We start from the raw sequence: 17,498 nt of genomic DNA, 5'->3' as shown, positions 1-17,498 counted from the left end.
ACGAAATATTCTTTTCTATACCAGCAAAAAAGACGCACAAATATGCGTCTAATACGGTGTCCACTCAAGCTGTTTCGCACTTTCAAATCGCTTTTCCACATCGGACCAATTCACAACATTCCACCAATTTTTAATGTACTCATCTTTCCGATTTTGGTATTGCAAATAATATGCATGTTCCCATACATCAAGCACAAGTAGCGGTATCGTATCCCACTGTGTGAATAATTGATGAAGGGTACTTTGTAAAATTTCTAATCTTCCCGAACGAGGTACCCACACAAGAATAGCCCAGCCAGATCCTTCTACCTTCGATGCAGCTTCTGTAAAATGCTTTTGAAAACGTAAAAAACCCCCAAAATCTTTCTCGATTTCTCGAGATAATGCACCTCTTGGACTTCCCCCTCCATCTTTTTTCATGTTATTCCAAAATATCGTGTGCAAATAATGACCTGAACCGTGAAAAGCCGCTTCTCTTTCCCAATGCTTGATTAAATCAAACTTATTTGTTTTCCTTGCTTCTTCCATCATTTTTTCTGCTTTATTCAGCCCTTCCACATAACTCCGATGATGTTTATCATGATGTAGCATCATAATCTCTCGAGAAATATATGGTTCCAGCGCATTATATGGATAGGGTAACGGAGGAAGCGTGTGACCCCCAATTGGAACAGATCTCTCAGTATACGTTCTTTCATATAACTCATATTGCTCATTTTCTTGCATAAATACTTCTTGTAAATGATTCTGGATGTGTTCCACATCATCACTTATCTCATACAGGAATTCAGCATCTGTTTCATACTCATTTTCTTTCATACGGTCTAATAGCATTTGAATTTTATAAGCAAGCATATGGACGTCATAAACTTCAGTTGCACGACTATCTAATACGTGAAGAACGCTTTCACACCAATTTTCTACTTCATGAAAATAATCCGTAAATACACCTTGCTGATTCATACGACACCTCCTCTATGCTATCCACTTTAACTATATTCAGCGCCCGCATCGTATATACCGTACAAAACAGCAAAAGAAGCTAGTCTTTCTCTAGCTTCTTTGAGTATTCTCTAATACTTATATAAAACATATACTAGAGCTATTCATCCCTACAATCAAAGACAGTAGTTCCCTCATCCTATTATATACATCCATTTTAATTCCCCAACATATAAGTCGCGGCTATAAAAATAAAAAGGAACCCCTACTCACTTTCTCCTTTTGTTCTCACTTCGCATGGGGCTGAAAAAGGATCTGACCACTTCTATCCATGGCCGGATCCTCTCTCACACCTAAAGAAAATGGTTTTATTAATACTTGTGTAACATCTTTGTTTGATAGTCCGTTTCGTAATATTCCAGCTCCTCACGCATTGTTTGAAACTTTCCTTCTAATTCTTGCATTACTTTTTCAATTGAGCTAGGCGGTATTTGTTGAAAAGCAATGGAATTTTTCCCTGTATATGCCGAGCGACTATTTTCATACCACTGATCACTTTTGGGCGAAAAGAATTCAGCAATTACTTGATGATAGATTTTATATAATGTTCTCTCAGCAGCCGTTTTTCGAAATGGTTGACTACTCAATAAAACAAGGCACGCATCCAAGCCTTCTTCACAAAATACAAGGAGTCGTCTTAATGATGATAATAAACCTTCATAATAATGTTTATTCCCTTCTGGTGACTCTTCTAATAAAGAAGGTAATGTATGATAATTAACAAAATCAGTCATTAAATCAATAACTTCTTCTAAAAATTCAGAAACTTGATGCGTTTGATTTTCAACCATTGAATTAGACATATCCTTTTCTCTCCTTTTCCATTTTACGCTATTTCTACTTTTTTATTTTTATGTAACTCAGCCATTATGTCTTGTACTTTTACCACTGTTTTATCATCAAAATTTTTTTGAAAATCTTCTATCCTGTTAATATATACACGCTTTTGCCCACGAAATTCTTTATTTTTAATAAAACAAGCTAGAGCAACGATATCACGTAAATATATGTCTTGTTCTTCTATTTTAAAAACTGGATTTCCTTCAAACGGAGTAATTCCTTGTAAAATTTCTTCAAAATAACGGACATATAATACAGAAAATGTTTTTTCTTGTTCACCCAAAATATAAGTTACTTCGGATCGATTAAAGAAATCTTCTGATGTATTAGGTTGTGCTTTTTCTAGCTCATGGCCTGCGTAACCTACTATAACCATCCTCTTTCCCCCTCTTCCTTATTTCGTTCCATTTTAACTCACTTTTCTGAATAAACAAAACTTTAATTTATTATTAATTCTTAGCAAAAAAATATATAACATTTCTATATTTATATAAAAAATAGTTTTTATATCCTGCAATTTACCTTTTTATTTTTCATGAAGTTTGTCATAATAAGAATATTGTCTCAGTTTTCTTATGCAAGGAGAGTTGTATTTATGTCGTTTTCGTGGAAACGTTTCTTACAAATCGGAAAAATTATTTTCCCATTTGTTGTCTTGACAATTGTATTCTTTCAAGCTCGGAAAGAATTGTCAGGTATTTCATTTCGAGAAGCAATTGAAACAATTAAAAACATTCCGACTGGAGGAGTCTTTTTAGCTATTACGCTCGGTGCGTTTGCTGTTTCAACAATGTTCTTTTATGACTTTGTTATGCTCCGCTATTTAAAAGCAGATGTACCTGTTCAAAAGATTTTCCGTGTTTCTTGGATTGCTAACACCTTAAATGGATTTATCGGTTTTGGTGGACTTGTTGGAGCAGGTATACGGACAATGTTATATCGCCCTCACGTAAAAGAGAATGGTAAACTTATCAAAAGCATCGCTTGGATGACAACTGCTTTTATAAATGGATTATCCCTTCTCTCATTCCTCGGTCTTATAGGAATACTAGATACAAGTTTTATTTTACATGAAAAACCTTGGCTATGGCCTGTCCTCATCTTTTTTGCTCTTTTTGTACCGCTATATATTGGATTTTCCAAAATTAAAAATCGGAAAAAGCAACACATAGAAGGACAGGAAGAAATCAAAGAGAAGAACCCAACCGTTCTATATTCACTTGTTTCATTAGTGGAATGGCTTTCTGCCGGCATCGTCATGTATGTTATTTTAATATTATTTGGAATTGACATCGATTTCCGGAAATTTTTAGGGGTTTATGTTATTGCAGCATTAGCAGGGGTTGTTAGTCTTGTACCCGGTGGTCTTGGTTCCTTTGACCTTGTCTTTTTAACTGGATTAGGACAATACGGTATCGATACAGGCGTATTATTACCTGCCATGTTATTATACCGCCTCGTATACTATATTTTACCATTTTGTCTCGGGTTAATTTTTGCCGCTTTTGAAATGACCGGAGCTGCCCTAAAAAAGATTGAAGATAAACCATTTATTGCACCCGCCTTAGAAACAACAGGTGTCATTTGGACATTACAACGTGATTTTTTAGGAAAGCTAGGTCCATGGGCATCAGCTGCTTTAACAGTCTTTACGGGCCTAATGGTCATCTTATCGACCATTTTACCGACGAGTATAAATCGTGCTCACGCATTACACATTTTAGCTCCAAAACATCTTATTCAATTTTCTTTTAGCTTATCATTAACATTTGGAATTCTGCTCCTTATTCTATCAAGAGGTATTTATTATGGAACAAAACGTTCCTACTATATGACTATTGTTTCTTTAATTGGAGCAGCCATTTTTAATACACTGAAAGGAATCGATATTGAAGAAACCTTTATTTTACTAATCGTGCTAGCCGTATTATATATGCTTCGCAAAAGATTTGTACGTGAAAAAATGTCAGTTTCGCTTTCCGATGTAGTAAAAGTATTTATATTTTTACTACTAACATTATACTTGTATAAAAACTTAGGCATCCTATTCGCAGGAGCAAAAGAAGCTTTCAAGCCCGATTTTGTCGTTCGTAATATTACGCAAGTAAAGAGAAGTGCACTTGCAGCTGCTTTCTTTGTTCCAACCTTTTTACTCATCGGTTCTCTTATCGCGAATCGCTATCGTAGTGTATTCCCTGAGCAATCAGCAAACGATAAACGTCTGCAAAACTTCTTAGATGAATATGGCGGAAATGTACTAAGTCATTTAGGTTTTTTAGGAGATAAACAGTTCTTCTTCAGTAGTGATGGAAAAGCACTTCTTTTATTTTCAACAACAGGAAAACGACTTGTTGTACTCGGCGATCCAATTGGGGATCCGTCTTCTTTCCGTAACGTACTACAAGAATTTTTAGCTGAAGCGGATCGATTTGGATATATTTGCGTTTTCTATCAAATTGAAAGCAAATGGATGAGTTTATACCATGATTTTGGCTATAACTTCTTTAAACTTGGTGAAGAAGCTGTTGTTGATTTAAATACATTTACTATATCAGGGAAAAAGCGTGCTGGATTACGTGCAACTTTTAACCGTTTTGAACGTGAAGGTTATACCTTTTCCATTCATCAACCACCATTTTCAGACGAGTTATATGAAGAATTAAAAAATGTTTCAGACGCTTGGCTTGGGGGAAAAAAAGAAAAAGGCTTTTCTCTTGGATACTTTGATCGTGAGTATATAAGTCGCGCCCCTATTGCAACTTTATCTGATGCTGAGGGAAAAATCATTGCATTTACAACTTTTATGCCTGTTTACCAAACTGGTGAACTTTCTATCGATTTAATGCGTTATTATCCAGATGCACCTGGCGGGATTATGGATGCAATCTTTATTCATTTATTCCAATGGGCAAAAGAAAACAGTTATCATTCCTTTAACATCGGTATGGCCCCGCTCTCTAATGTTGGTTTATCCACACAATCCTTTTGGTCTGAGCGCGTCGCTGCAGCAATTTTCAATAACGTTCGTTATACATATAGTTTTAGTGGTTTACGGCATTTTAAAGAAAAATATAAACCGGCGTGGAGTGGAAAATATTTAGCATTCCGGAAAAATCATTCCTTGCCAATTACAATGCTTGCCGTAACAAAATTAATAGGAAAACGAAAAAGCAGCTAGCATCACTAGCTGTTTTTTCGTTTCTGAACTTGGAGTATAAACTCTTTTTCATACTTTTTTCCGTTTATATAAAATGTTCCCCATATTTTATACGTCCCTTCCTCTGGGAATGTAATACGATATTGCAATTGCTCTTCTTCATTTACAGGGACTGCATATAAAAAATGTTCTCGTTTTTCATCGATTATATAAAGCGTCGCTTGTTCTCCAGTATTGGAATTAAATTTCACACTTTCTCCTTTTTTTATTTGCAGCTGAAATGTCAATGTAGCTGCTTCATTTGGGTGTAGCGCTCCAAATAAAAGCGACATTTGGTAATCACCAATTTTTTTGGTGAGCACTGTATCTTCTATTACATTCTTTTGTTTCTTCTCTTTTTCCTCTTCCCCAAAATTCTTCCTAGAAAAGAACTGTTCTGTTTTACCATGATCCTCATATAAGAAAATCGTATATGCTTTATCTTTCGTTTTGCCTGAGGATAGCTTATATGAACCATTTCCAGCAAATGCAGGAGTGATTCGCTGAATTCTCTTTAACTGCTCGTCCACGATAATAGCTCTAATACGATCATTAACTCCACGAATTTCGTTGTTATTTTTATTAAACAGTTGAAATGTAATATCTATTTTTTCATTTCCCTTTCTATTTTTTATATCCCATTTTACCTCTCGAATGTCCCCTACTGTTTCTGTCGTTCCTTTATACTTTTGCATGTAAAATCCACCAGCTACAATAAATAGTAACGCAATTAGCCCAATGACAAGATTTTTCAAACAATCACCTGCCATACTTTTTTTATAAATTGTAACATAATTCTGACTATTACACCTATAAAAAGAACATTGCTACATCTTCTTTCTACATATGTCCATTTTGATTTTCCAACATATAAGTAGTTGCTATGAAGAATAAAAGGTGATCCGCACTCGTTTTCTCTCTTTGTTTTTACTTGGCTTGGGCAGGAAGAGGATCTGACCGCTTCTATGCATGGTCGGATGCTCTCTCCCCCCTAAAAAGAAAAGGTTTATATCGGTTTTTCAACTTGTATTTATATATTTCTTTTTTACAAAAACCCCCTATGTAATAAATAACAACCTATTGAAAACGTTGAATCTTGCATATACTACAAATAAGAAAAAGATTTTAATTGGTAGGATTCCTAGTGTATAATGCAGGTGATGTTGATTTATATCTATACATAACAAGGAGGATTTTTATGAGCGTTCATATTGAAGCAAAACAAGGTGAAATTGCTGAATCTATTTTACTACCTGGTGATCCACTACGTGCAAAATATATTGCAGAAACATTTTTAGAAGATGTAACTTGCTATAACAATGTACGTAGTATGTTAGGATTCACTGGAACTTATAAAGGAAAACGTGTCTCTGTTCAAGGGACAGGCATGGGTGTTCCTTCTATTTCTATCTATGTTAACGAATTAATCCAAAGCTATGGAGTGAAAAACTTAATTCGCGTAGGTACATGTGGTGCGATTCAAAAAGATGTAAAAGTACGCGACGTAATTATTGCAATGACGGCTTGTACAGACTCTAACATGAACCGTTTAACATTCCCTGGATTTGATTTTGCACCAGCTGCAAACTTTGATCTTTTAAAGAAAGCATATGATGCAGGAACAGAAAAAGGATTACATGTTCGCGTTGGTAATGTTTTAACGGCAGATGTATTCTACCGTGAAAGCATGGACATGGTGAAAAAACTTGGTGAATACGGTGTGTTAGCTGTAGAAATGGAAACAACTGCTCTTTATACATTAGCAGCGAAATACGGTGTAAATGCATTATCTGTATTAACAGTAAGTGACCACATCTTCACTGGAGAAGAAACAACATCTGAAGAGCGTCAAACTACATTTAATGAAATGATTGAAATCGCTTTAGACGCGGCAATTCAACAATAATGTACAAAAGAACTTGTCATACGTCTGGCGAGTTCTTTTTATTGTTTTCTAAATCAAATAATTACTTTATATGACTTTTAATAAAAAACTATTCCAGATAGAGACAGATTTTCAGCATCTACTTTCTTTTATCGTTTGTTATAATAGAGAAAATATTTATGCGAGTATTCTTTTATGAGGTGAAGAAGTGAAAAAAAGAAGCATTGTCTTTAAACTATTTTTATTAACATCAACATTATTTACTGTTACCTTCCTCCTTTTTTTCGTTGGGCAATCATTGTTTTTAGAAACATTTTATATTAATAAAAAGGTTCAAACTGTCCAAACTGCCTTTGAAAAGTTTTTATCAAGTTATGAAAAGAGTGAGGGAACATTTGAGGAAATAAGAAAACTCAAACAAGAATTTCATGAAAAAACAAATGCCGAGGTTGTTTTATTAGATCCAAATGGAATTATAAAAGATGAAAATAATTACTATATTGAGATTGTGGATAAATCAAATAAATCGTATTCCATTCCACTCAACAATATTTTAACAATCGATGAATATACGAAATTTATGAATTTACAGTTAAAAAACAATGATATCATTCGCATAGATGGACTTTTAAAAAAAGACGTAATTATACCTGTTACGATTACCACTCGTTATAATACATGGAAAAATGATAACATCATTTCTGACTTTGAATTATTCAATATTGATTGGCCAAACGCTAAGAAAAATAAATATGCAAAAGACACAAGACCTGGCGTCCAGAAATTTGAAGGGATTGTATCCAAAATACACCTTCCTTCCAAAAACGACCTTCGTCTCGCAAATAATTTAGAGACATTACAAGGAATTCAGCATTGGGAACTATCTGTAATGCTAGGTAAAACAAATTCAAATGAATTGACAACATTTACAATCGGAGAAGAGGAGAATGGAAAAAGTCAAGTTTTTGTAAAGCCAGTTATCGAAAACGGTAAAATTAAAGAATTTGCTTTTGCGATGACCTCCTTACAGCCTGTTAATGAAGCAATGCTCGTTTTAAAAGATTATTACGTTTATGCCTTAATTATCGTATTTCTCGTCATTATTTTATTATCCTTTTATTATTCAAAAATCATTGTTAAACCGCTTATTAAAATGAACCGAGTCACCAAAAAAATGGCTAATTTTGATTTCACCGAAAAGTTACCCGTTTCAGTAGATGATGAAATCGGCGGTTTATCTAGTAGTATTAATACATTATCAGTAAACTTAAAAGATCGAATTGATCGATTAAACATTGCGAATACAAAATTACAGCAAGATATCGAACGAGAACGCCAATTAGAAAAAACTAGAAAAGAATTTATTTCTGGCGTATCTCATGAATTAAAAACACCACTAAGTGTTATTAGAAGCTTTGCAGAAGGTATTAAAGATGGCGTCAGTAAAGATAACACATACTATACGGATGTGATTTTAGAGGAAACAGAAAACATGAATCGACTCATCGTAGAAATGCTAGAATTAGCAAAACTAGAATCTGGCACGTATAAACTAGAAATGAATACTTTTTCACTTGGTGAACTTGTCCAACAAGTGTATACGAAGCTATTATTTAGTATGGAAGAAAAACAATTACAAGTAGAAATCGATGCAAATCCCTCTATATATGTTGAAGCAAATCGCAATCGCATTGAGCAAGTTGTTGTGAATTTACTCAGCAATGCAATTCGCTATACACCTGATGGTAAAGAAATTCGTATTCGTGTTATAGAAAATGAAGAAAAAGTAAAAGTGGAAATTGAGAACACCGGTAATCCAATCCCAGAGGAAAGTTTACAAAAAATATGGGATCGCTTCTATCGTCTAGACGCTTCCCGTAGCCGCCATACTGGAGGAACTGGACTTGGTTTATCAATTGTAAAAAACATTTTGGAACTTCACCATGCCAAATATGGTGTATATAATACCAATGATAGTGTCGTCTTTTATTTTGATTTACAAAAAATAAAAGACGTCAAATAATTTGTCTTAATTTCACGAGGAGTTCACATGAAATTCACACTCTCCCTTTATAGTAGTAAACAAGTTAATCCTTTCCTTTACACATATAAAAGAGGAGAGTGCGTGAAATGAAACAAGCAGGACAACCTATTCAAAACGAAAAACAATTAGAAAAAATCAAAAATATACTTTTACAATCTTCGAAACGTGATGGCTTATTATTCGTATTAGCTGTAAATTCCGGTCTAAAAGTAAGCGAGATTTTACAATTAAAAGTCGGTGATGTCATCGATGAAAACGAAAATGTTCGTCACTCCATTTTATTTTACAATGAAAAAGTAAAAAAACATAAATGGTTCGCTGTAAACGAAGACCTACAACAGGCCATCGAAGATTATATGAGAGAACGTAAAACATGGAAACGAAATGAACCATTATTAAAGTCTCAAAAAGGTACAAAATCTATTACAAGACAGCATGCATGGTATATTTTAAACAAAGCTGCAAAAGAAGTTGGTTTAGAAGGGATTAGCTCACATACACTTCGAAAAACTTGGGGATATTGTGCATACAAATCTGGTGTTGATATTGCATTTTTACAACACTTCTTTGATCATAGTACCCCATCAAAAACTTTAAAATATATTGGTATTGCATAAAGTAAAACTTTAATGTAGGGATTCTCTTCATCCCCCACTAATTATTAGCCCTCACCAATCGGGCTTTTACGGGTAGTTAATGCGGAATAAAAAGCAAACATGGTTCTTAAACATAAAAAAGGTTACCAACTTTAAACTTGGTAACCTTTTTTATGTTTCATATTCTCTTTTCTTGTTTCTCCTATTTTGTAGTGGTACTCTAGTAATAAGGGGGAGAAATTATGAACACACTAACAATTGAATTACCAAAAGAAACAGCAGAAAAACTCGGCTTATTAAAACAAGCGTATCAAAAGAAAACAGGTGCTACAATCTCAGAAAGCACTCTTGTTCAATCACTTATCTCAAGGGAGTTTATTCAAGAAATAACTCCATTTGATTTACAACAATATGTAAATGAAAAAGAACAGCGCTAAGCGCTGTTTCTTCTTTATTTCCCCTCTTTCTCTACACTTTGATCTTATCCTTAATCTGAATACTACTGATTCTTTTCTAAAATAAGTAAAGTTTTTTATTTTATTTCTGAAAAACCATTGACAATGATAATGATAACTATTATCATTTATTAAGAAGCCAACAATTGATGAATCAACCAAACGCTCAGTAACATTGTTACCCCTCTTTTTCATATAGAAAAACACTGTACATTCCCCCTGTTTGTACAGTGTTTTTCTTTTTTGCGTTTATTCAAATAAATTGAGTTGCTCCGGTTTTGGTTCGCCGTATGTAATATGCATCATCTCCATGAGTTGTTTTGCATTATCAGCAGCATCCCCGCCTGAATTATTATTAAATAGTACATATATGTTTTTTGTCTTTTTCTGCAATGTATGTAATCGCTTTGTCCATTCTTCTAGCTCTTGTTTATTATAACGATATAAGCAGCGAACTGCTCTCCAATTTTCTCCTTTATCAAGCCATCCATGAATATTACGACCATGAAAGCGTATCAGTGCCATTTCAGGATGAGTTGCTTCTAATACAAGTGGAACAGAACCAATGCCAGCTTGTGGTTCATCACAGATCGTATGAATCCATTCTTCCTGTTCTAAAAATTGCAATGTTTTATCATGCATACTAGGATGAAACCACGTTTGATTTCGGAACTCTATGGCACACGGTAAGCCTTCCATCTTTTCTTTTGTATAACGAAGTAAATCTACATTTTTCTTCTGACAATCAAACCAAGGTGGATATTGGAATAATATCGCCTTTAATTTATGCGCTTCTTGAAGCGGAATAATCGATTGTTTAAATATTTCAAACATCTCATCAATATTTGAAAATGGAATCTCTCCTTGCATATGTCCCGTCATCCCTTGATACGCTTTAACAACAAACGAAAATTTTTTTGGCGTTTCCCCCGCCCATTTCATATAATTTCGAACCGGTTGCATAGCATAAAATGAACTATCTACTTCAACAATAGGGAAATACTCACTATATGTTCGCAATTTATTTCTATTTTCATAGGAATCTGTATATAAAGAATCATGATCTCCCCATCCTGTTAATCCAATAGAAATCACCTTTTCCCCTCCTTATCCCATTTCTATAAATCCGTACACACCTAATTAACAAAGTTTCAATCTTCTTCAAGAGCATCTTTATAAAATATGATATACTAGATGGAAGAATTTTTAAATTGAGGAGTTATTTATTTATGATTCAAGAGGATACTACTTTATCTCATGAAAAGCAAATAAAAGAATTAGAAAGAAAAGTACAGTTTTATGAGCAGTTGGTGAATCAACTACCACATCATTTTACATATAAAAACTCACAACTAGGTTTACAGTTACATAAAAAAGGGACTTCTCATTCCATCAATCGCATACCAAAGCAAGAAAGAGAATCAAACCTTGTACTAACTTGCGATTCCTTATTTCTATTTGAGCAACTTGAAAAGCACTTTGTTCATATTTTTGATGCATTTTCGCATCATGTCACCTTTATTGACAATAAAGGCATCATTACATTATGTAATCAATCTGCAACAGATGATTTCGGAATATCACGGAGCGATATCATCGGCAAACCGATTCAACAGTTATTAAACCTACCTGAAGAAAAAATTAAGGCATTAGAAACATTAAGAAGCGGAAAAGAAATTTATAACGAAGAGGTGTTAGATACAAATTATGGAATTTCTAATAACCGAATTATTCGTGACTATAATGGAGAGATCTTCCGTGTGATTAGTGTCTTTCATTATTTAAATACCGAACGTGATGCCGAAAAACTTGCATTAGCAGGTCGAATTGCAGCCGGAATTGCACATGAAGTTCGTAATCCACTTACAACAGTACGCGGTTATTTACAATTTTTACAAGAAAGTGTTTCACCTTCTAATAAAGAGCTTTTTCAAAATTTACTCATTCCTGAATTAGATCGTGCCAATAGTATCATCACGAAATTTTTATCTATTTCAAAAGCACACGAATTTAAAAGAGAACCATTTCCCATCAATACTTTTTTACGTGAATATATCCAACAGCTACTAGCTAGTGAAGTATTTTTGCATAACATTTCTATTGAATATAATTTATCCTCCGATTTAGAAGACATATTAGTGAATATTGATCGACATGAGCTCGTTCAAGTTTTCCTAAACTTATTTCAAAATGCTGTGGATGCAAAAAGTGATAAACCTTTGTCCATTCAAATCACTAGTCATCGTTTGGATAATTTTGCTCGCATTACTTTCCAAGACAATGGAACTGGTATTCCTCCAGCGATTCAAGACTATATATTTGATCCATTCTTCTCTACAAAAGATGCAGGAACTGGACTCGGATTATCAGTAACAAGAAAAATCATTCAAAATCACAATGGAACTTTAAAAGTTTCTAGTAATGAAAACGGAACAACATTTATCATCTCAATTCCATTAGCACAAAAAGGGGCTGGCTTATAGCATCTCCCTAAAAATAATCAGTGGGGATGAAGCCCCACTGATATAATCAAATAAATATATTCAAAATATACGATTTATAAACTTTCAGCACACGTCATTAGCTCCTCGCCAATCCATTCCCCTAAGCAATATGTATTATCTCTTCCTTTTCCTCTTTCATGAGAAATGCCACAAAGCTTAATTCGTTCGATGTCTATTCCTGTTTCTTTTTTCACTTTTCTAACTGCTGTCTCTTCCTCCATTCCAAATCTAACATACATACACAGTAAGAAATAACTAGATGCTATTCATCTCATCTTAAATATTTGATTTCCTTCTTTACGTTTCTTTACTTCAAATTTACTCTAGCTTAACGCTTATTTTGTATGATAGATAAAGAAGACAATGATATGAAAGAGGGATGAAAATGAAAGTCTTATTGTCAATACGCTTTTGGATTTCCCTTATGTCATGTATATTTTTATGCTCAGCATTCTTTTTAACTTTAGAATATACGGCTACATCAAAAGCAGCAGAAAACAGCAATATAGCTCCATATGAGCTACTATATGCAAAACAAAATACAGTCCCTCTATCCTCTTCCTCATCTAAAGAAAAAAAAGTTATCAAAGGAATGATTATTACAGAAGCTGCTTCCCATCATGACCTGAATCAGATTGCTAAAAAAATTAAAGAACAATATAAAAATCGGAAAATCGATGAAATCACATTATCCATTCACAATAAAAATATTGGAAAATACGAAGAAGACCTACCTTATGAGCCAATTAGCAAAGGAACAATTTCCATTATTTACACTTCACAATCCCATTCCAACGTAATCATTCGTCTTAACGAACAATAATACACTTGCTAAAAATTTTTTTCCCTTCATAAAAAAAGAGACGAATATAATCATTCGCCTCTTTTTATTTTTACAAAAATGGAATCCACTCTTTTACTTTATCAATCCATTCTTTTTGTTGTTCTCTTCTCTGTTTTTCTTCTTCTTGACGCTTTTTCTCTTCTTCTTTTCTTCTCTTTTCTTCTTCAATTGTCTTTAATTGTTTCGAATAGTCAGCCTCTGATATAAGTGATAATTGAAATGCTTTTTGACTAGGGTTTTCATCAGCTTTTTTCATAATATCTCGAAACATTGTCGTTGTAATTTGACTACCACCTGGCACATAATGCTCACTGTCTGTTTTATCATATCCTATCCAAATAGCTCCCACTAAATCCGGTGTATAGCCAACAAACCAAGAATCTTTCGCTCCGCTGCTTGGACCATCCACAAGCTGAGTGGTTCCCGTTTTTCCAGCAGTATCAATATTTTTCACCTTTGCTTTTTCACCCGTTCCTTTTTCAACAACACCCTTTAATAAGTACGTCATTTTTTGAGCAACTTTCTCACTCGTTACACGGGTTTCTTTTTTATACCATTTCCCAACTGTTTCTCCCTCAGCATTCTGTATTTCCCGGATTGCATGCCCTTCAACTTGTACACCATCGTTAGCAAAAGTAGCATAAGCTTGAGCCATTACAAACGGAGAAGTTCCAGTATGCATTCCCCCTAAAGCAATAGGAAGAGTACGGTCTTCTGCTTGTAGTGGAATACCAAAACGCTCTAATGACTTCAAACCTTTTTCCAATCCAATTTGTTCTAACAACCAAACAGCTGGTACATTATAGGACTTAGCAATCGCTTCATACATTGTAACATCACCATGAAAAGCATGATCACTATTTTGGGGCGCATAATCTTTTATATTAAGCGGCTCATCTTTTAAAACATCATACACTTCATATCCTTGTTCTAATGCTGGTACATATACGGCAAAAGGTTTTAGGGTTGAACCAGGTTGCCTTTTTAATTGCGTTGCATGGTTAAATTGCAAAAATTGATACGTCCCCCTCCCGCCGACTAGTGCGGGTACACCACCAGTTTTCGGGTCCATCAAAACAACGCCCGTTTGCATAAGCTGATCAGCGTTACTCCCTTGGAAATAATTATCATTATTCACAACATCTTCTACTGCTTGTTGTTTTTTCGGATCAAGCTCTGTATAAATACGATATCCACCAGCTAAAATTTCATTTTGCGTCAATTCATATTTCTCCATTGCCTCACGTACAATATAATCCACATACTGCGAATATTTTCCTTTATACTTATCATCAACACCTCGTCGTAATGCAAGGCCTGTCTCTTGCTCTTTCTTGTATTGATTTTCTGTAATATACCCTTGCTCTTTCATTAGTGCTAAAACAACATTCCGTCTTTCAATTGACTTATTAAAATTTTTATATGGTGAATAGGTTGATGGTGCCTTAATTAATCCTGCTATTGTCGCAGCTTCTGCTATTGTTAAATCTTTTACTTCTTTATCGAAATATGATTTCGCTGCTTTTTTTATCCCCCAAGCTCCTTCACCAAAATAAATTTGATTCATATACATTTCAATAATTTCATCTTTTGTATACATACGCTCTATCTTCTTCGTCAAAAAATACTCTTTAAACTTACGTGAAAATGTACGTTCTTGTGTTAAAAATACATTTTTCGCAAGCTGTTGTGTAATTGTACTGCCACCAGCAACTACTTCTCCCGCCATAATATTTTTTAATAGGGCACTCATAATCCCACTATAGTCAATACCATGATGGCTAAAAAACTCTTTGTCCTCTACTGCTACAACCGCTTGAATCATAATATCGGGAATATCTTTTCTTTTAATACCTTCCGCCTTGGAAGAAGATAGCTTTGCTGCCACTTCTTTATTTGCATCATAAATAAGTGTTGGCTGCGGAACAGCCTGTTTTAATGCAGATATGTCTTGAATGGAGATCATTATATTTACCGCAATAAATAGGGTAACGAAAAAACCGCCAAAAATTAATAATATATTGCGCAATTTCTTCCTCTTGTTGAACCACTCAAGCATTTTCTTGAAATGAGTGTTGTTCAATTTCATTTATTCACTTCCTTCATTTATTTACACTTTCATCAGAAAAAGGAAGAAACTCCCTCCTTTTGAATTTATTATAATAACGTAATAGTTCTTCAAGTGTAAAGTATTTCTTTCTCATTCATACTTTTTGCAAGAAAAGGACATTCTACAAGTAAGATATTCATTAGTCGTTATTAATATTATTAATGCATCAATATGTATTATGTTAAGTTTTTGTAAACTTTTCGATAAAATGTTTTAAAAACCGACAGTTTTTTGTTAGAATTGACTAGCCAATATATTTTACATATATTACTTTTCGTGGGGGTAACAATAATGGTATTTAAATCTAAAAAAGATAAATTTTCTGAAATGTTAATGAATGTTTCTGAAAATTTAAAAGAAGGCGCGCAATTTTTCGTGGAGTATAAAATTAAAAATGCTAGCGATTTAAAAGAATTTTCTATGCGCATGAAAGAATATGAGTCAAAAGGTGACTCATTTATTCATGAAATCATTATGGAGCTAAACAAAGCGTTTATTACTCCTATTGAACGTGAAGACATCCTGCAACTTGCAATGAGCATGGATGATGTACTAGACGGATTAGACCACAGTGCAGGTTTATTCGAAATGTATTCTATTACAGAGGCAGATGAATACATGATTAAATTTGTGGAGGCAATTAATCAATGTGCGATTGAAATTGCAAATTCCGTTGAACTTATGTCGAATAAGAAATTAGTGGACATTCGCACAAATGCAATTAAAATTAAGGATTACGAATCACAGTGTGATGATATTCGTCGTCACGCCATTAAACATTTATTCTCTCGTGAAAAAGATCCGATCAAGATCATTCAATTCAAAGAGATTTATGAAGAGCTAGAAGAAGTTGCTGATAGCTGTCAAAGCGTTGCAAACGTATTAGAAACAATTATTATGAAGAACGCGTAAGGAGTTTGATCATGGATACAGTCTTGATTTTAACTGTTTTAATAGTCATTTGTGCTTTAGCTTTCGACTTTATTAATGGATTCCATGACACAGCGAACGCCATTGCGACAGCTGTTTCTACCAAAGCTTTGAAGCCACGACAAGCCATTATCATGGCAGCTATTATGAACTTTTTAGGTGCAATGACATTTACAGGTGTAGCAAAAACAATTACAAAAGACATTGTTGATCCTTTTGCTTTAGAACATGGATCATATGTTATTTTAGCCGCTCTGCTTGCTGCAATTGTTTGGAACTTAATTACTTGGTACTATGGAATCCCAAGTAGTTCTTCGCATGCAATTATTGGTGCAATCGCAGGTGCTGCAATTGCTGCTGCTGGTCTAAGTGCAATTAATTTCAAAGGATTTATTAAAATTATTGAAGCTTTAATTATTTCACCAATCGTTGCATTTGTTATTGGTTTTATCGTGTATAGTATTTTTAAAGTTGTCTTTAAAAACTTTAATTTAACGAAAACGAATCAAAACTTCCGTTTATTCCAAGTGTTTACCGCAGCACTACAAGCTTATACACATGGTACAAACGATGCTCAAAAAGCAATGGGTATTATTACAATGGCATTAATGACAAATGGCCTTCATAATTCTGGAGATATTCCTTTATGGGTTCAATTCTCATGTGCTCTTGCAATGGGTCTTGGTACTTCTGTCGGTGGATGGAAAATTATTAAAACTGTTGGGGGACAAATTATGAAAATTCGTCCTGTAAACGGTGTAGCTGCTGATTTATCATCATCTCTTGTCATTTTCGGAGCAACATTTATTCATTTACCAGTTAGTACAACGCACGTTATCTCTTCTTCTATTTTAGGGGTAGGTGCTTCACATCGTGTAAAAGGTGTAAAATGGGGAACTGCAAAGCGCATGTTAATTACATGGGTGATTACACTTCCAATTTCAGCTTCATTAGCTGCTCTATTCTATTATCTATTACATTTAATTTTCTAATCAAAAGTCGTCTTCCTTATTTTTCTAGGAAGACGACTTTTTTGTGAACAATCTTATTTCTTTTCAAAAAGTGTGTATAATGAATGTTGGATTAGTTATA

The 17,498-nt window shown here is 34.0% G+C and carries 16 protein-coding genes; 9 read left to right on the top strand and 7 right to left on the bottom strand.

Annotated features, from left to right (window positions below):
* Nucleotides 1-48: 48 nt before the first annotated feature.
* The 3 genes from JDS96_RS06935 to JDS96_RS06925 all read right to left on the bottom strand — a co-directional run bounded on the left by JDS96_RS06935 (nt 49) and on the right by JDS96_RS06925 (nt 2,218).
* Nucleotides 49-963 carry a superoxide dismutase gene (locus JDS96_RS06935; RefSeq protein ID WP_003206588.1) on the bottom strand — a complete coding sequence of 305 codons (915 nt, stop codon included), beginning with the start codon at nt 961-963 and terminating at the stop codon, nt 49-51.
* 350 nt (nt 964-1,313) lie between these two features.
* The gene (locus JDS96_RS06930) at nt 1,314-1,805 is read right to left on the bottom strand and encodes a DUF3907 family protein (protein ID WP_018764247.1); all 492 of its coding nucleotides are present in this window, start codon (nt 1,803-1,805) and stop codon (nt 1,314-1,316) included.
* Nucleotides 1,806-1,828: 23 nt separating this feature from the next.
* A complete protein-coding gene (locus JDS96_RS06925; protein ID WP_003196277.1) occupies nt 1,829-2,218 on the bottom strand; it encodes a hypothetical protein in 390 nt (129 codons plus the stop codon).
* A 219-nt stretch (nt 2,219-2,437) separates the two neighbouring features.
* Between JDS96_RS06925 and mprF the strand changes: the two genes are divergently transcribed.
* Entirely contained in the window at nt 2,438-5,020 is a 2,583-nt protein-coding gene (gene mprF / locus JDS96_RS06920; RefSeq protein ID WP_003206592.1) for a bifunctional lysylphosphatidylglycerol flippase/synthetase MprF, read from the top strand.
* A gap of 5 nt (nt 5,021-5,025) precedes the next feature.
* Here the strand turns inward: mprF and JDS96_RS06915 are convergent, their stop codons facing one another.
* The gene (locus JDS96_RS06915; RefSeq protein WP_199666447.1) at nt 5,026-5,808 is read right to left on the bottom strand and encodes a hypothetical protein; all 783 of its coding nucleotides are present in this window, start codon (nt 5,806-5,808) and stop codon (nt 5,026-5,028) included.
* 428 nt (nt 5,809-6,236) lie between these two features.
* Here JDS96_RS06915 and deoD point away from each other — a divergent pair, with 428 nt between their 5' ends.
* From deoD to JDS96_RS06895, 4 genes are all read left to right on the top strand, one after another.
* Nucleotides 6,237-6,944 (top strand): purine-nucleoside phosphorylase, encoded by a 708-nt coding sequence (gene deoD / locus JDS96_RS06910; RefSeq protein ID WP_199666446.1) that lies wholly within the window; start codon nt 6,237-6,239, stop codon nt 6,942-6,944.
* 187 nt (nt 6,945-7,131) lie between these two features.
* Nucleotides 7,132-8,946 (top strand): sensor histidine kinase, encoded by a 1,815-nt coding sequence (locus JDS96_RS06905; RefSeq protein ID WP_199666445.1) that lies wholly within the window; start codon nt 7,132-7,134, stop codon nt 8,944-8,946.
* 107 nt (nt 8,947-9,053) lie between these two features.
* Nucleotides 9,054-9,584: a tyrosine-type recombinase/integrase gene (locus tag JDS96_RS06900; protein ID WP_097836236.1), complete on the top strand. Its 531-nt coding sequence runs from the start codon at nt 9,054-9,056 to the stop codon at nt 9,582-9,584.
* 221 nt (nt 9,585-9,805) lie between these two features.
* Nucleotides 9,806-10,000, top strand: a complete 195-nt coding sequence (locus JDS96_RS06895; protein WP_026591246.1) for a DUF3924 family protein — start codon at nt 9,806-9,808, stop codon at nt 9,998-10,000.
* Between the two features lie 267 nt (nt 10,001-10,267).
* Here the strand turns inward: JDS96_RS06895 and JDS96_RS06890 are convergent, their stop codons facing one another.
* Complete coding sequence (locus JDS96_RS06890; RefSeq protein WP_199666444.1) at nt 10,268-11,113, bottom strand: DUF72 domain-containing protein; 846 nt, start codon at nt 11,111-11,113, stop codon at nt 10,268-10,270.
* Between the two features lie 134 nt (nt 11,114-11,247).
* Between JDS96_RS06890 and JDS96_RS06885 the strand changes: the two genes are divergently transcribed.
* On the top strand, nt 11,248-12,501 hold the full coding sequence (locus tag JDS96_RS06885; protein ID WP_003196267.1) for an ATP-binding protein: 1,254 nt from the start codon (nt 11,248-11,250) through the stop codon (nt 12,499-12,501).
* Nucleotides 12,502-12,575: 74 nt separating this feature from the next.
* Here JDS96_RS06885 and JDS96_RS06880 read toward each other — a convergent pair whose 3' ends face one another.
* Nucleotides 12,576-12,743, bottom strand: a complete 168-nt coding sequence (locus JDS96_RS06880) for an ADP-ribose pyrophosphatase (protein ID WP_199666443.1) — start codon at nt 12,741-12,743, stop codon at nt 12,576-12,578.
* A 164-nt stretch (nt 12,744-12,907) separates the two neighbouring features.
* Between JDS96_RS06880 and JDS96_RS06875 the strand changes: the two genes are divergently transcribed.
* Nucleotides 12,908-13,345, top strand: a complete 438-nt coding sequence (locus JDS96_RS06875; RefSeq protein WP_033796000.1) for a hypothetical protein — start codon at nt 12,908-12,910, stop codon at nt 13,343-13,345.
* A gap of 70 nt (nt 13,346-13,415) precedes the next feature.
* Here the strand turns inward: JDS96_RS06875 and JDS96_RS06870 are convergent, their stop codons facing one another.
* Nucleotides 13,416-15,455, bottom strand: coding sequence for a transglycosylase domain-containing protein (locus JDS96_RS06870; protein ID WP_199666442.1), 2,040 nt, complete (start codon nt 15,453-15,455; stop codon nt 13,416-13,418).
* 312 nt (nt 15,456-15,767) lie between these two features.
* On the opposite strand from JDS96_RS06870, the gene JDS96_RS06865 reads away from it, so the two are divergent.
* On the top strand, nt 15,768-16,388 hold the full coding sequence (locus JDS96_RS06865; protein WP_000231447.1) for a DUF47 domain-containing protein: 621 nt from the start codon (nt 15,768-15,770) through the stop codon (nt 16,386-16,388).
* A gap of 11 nt (nt 16,389-16,399) precedes the next feature.
* Nucleotides 16,400-17,398, top strand: coding sequence for an inorganic phosphate transporter (locus tag JDS96_RS06860; protein ID WP_006094199.1), 999 nt, complete (start codon nt 16,400-16,402; stop codon nt 17,396-17,398).
* The last annotated feature ends 100 nt before the right edge of the window (nt 17,399-17,498 follow it).

This window comes from Bacillus cereus group sp. N21, assembly GCF_016483395.1.
GTDB lineage: Bacteria > Bacillota > Bacilli > Bacillales > Bacillaceae_G > Bacillus_A > Bacillus_A pseudomycoides.
This window is presented reverse-complemented; position numbering and strand designations above follow the sequence as displayed.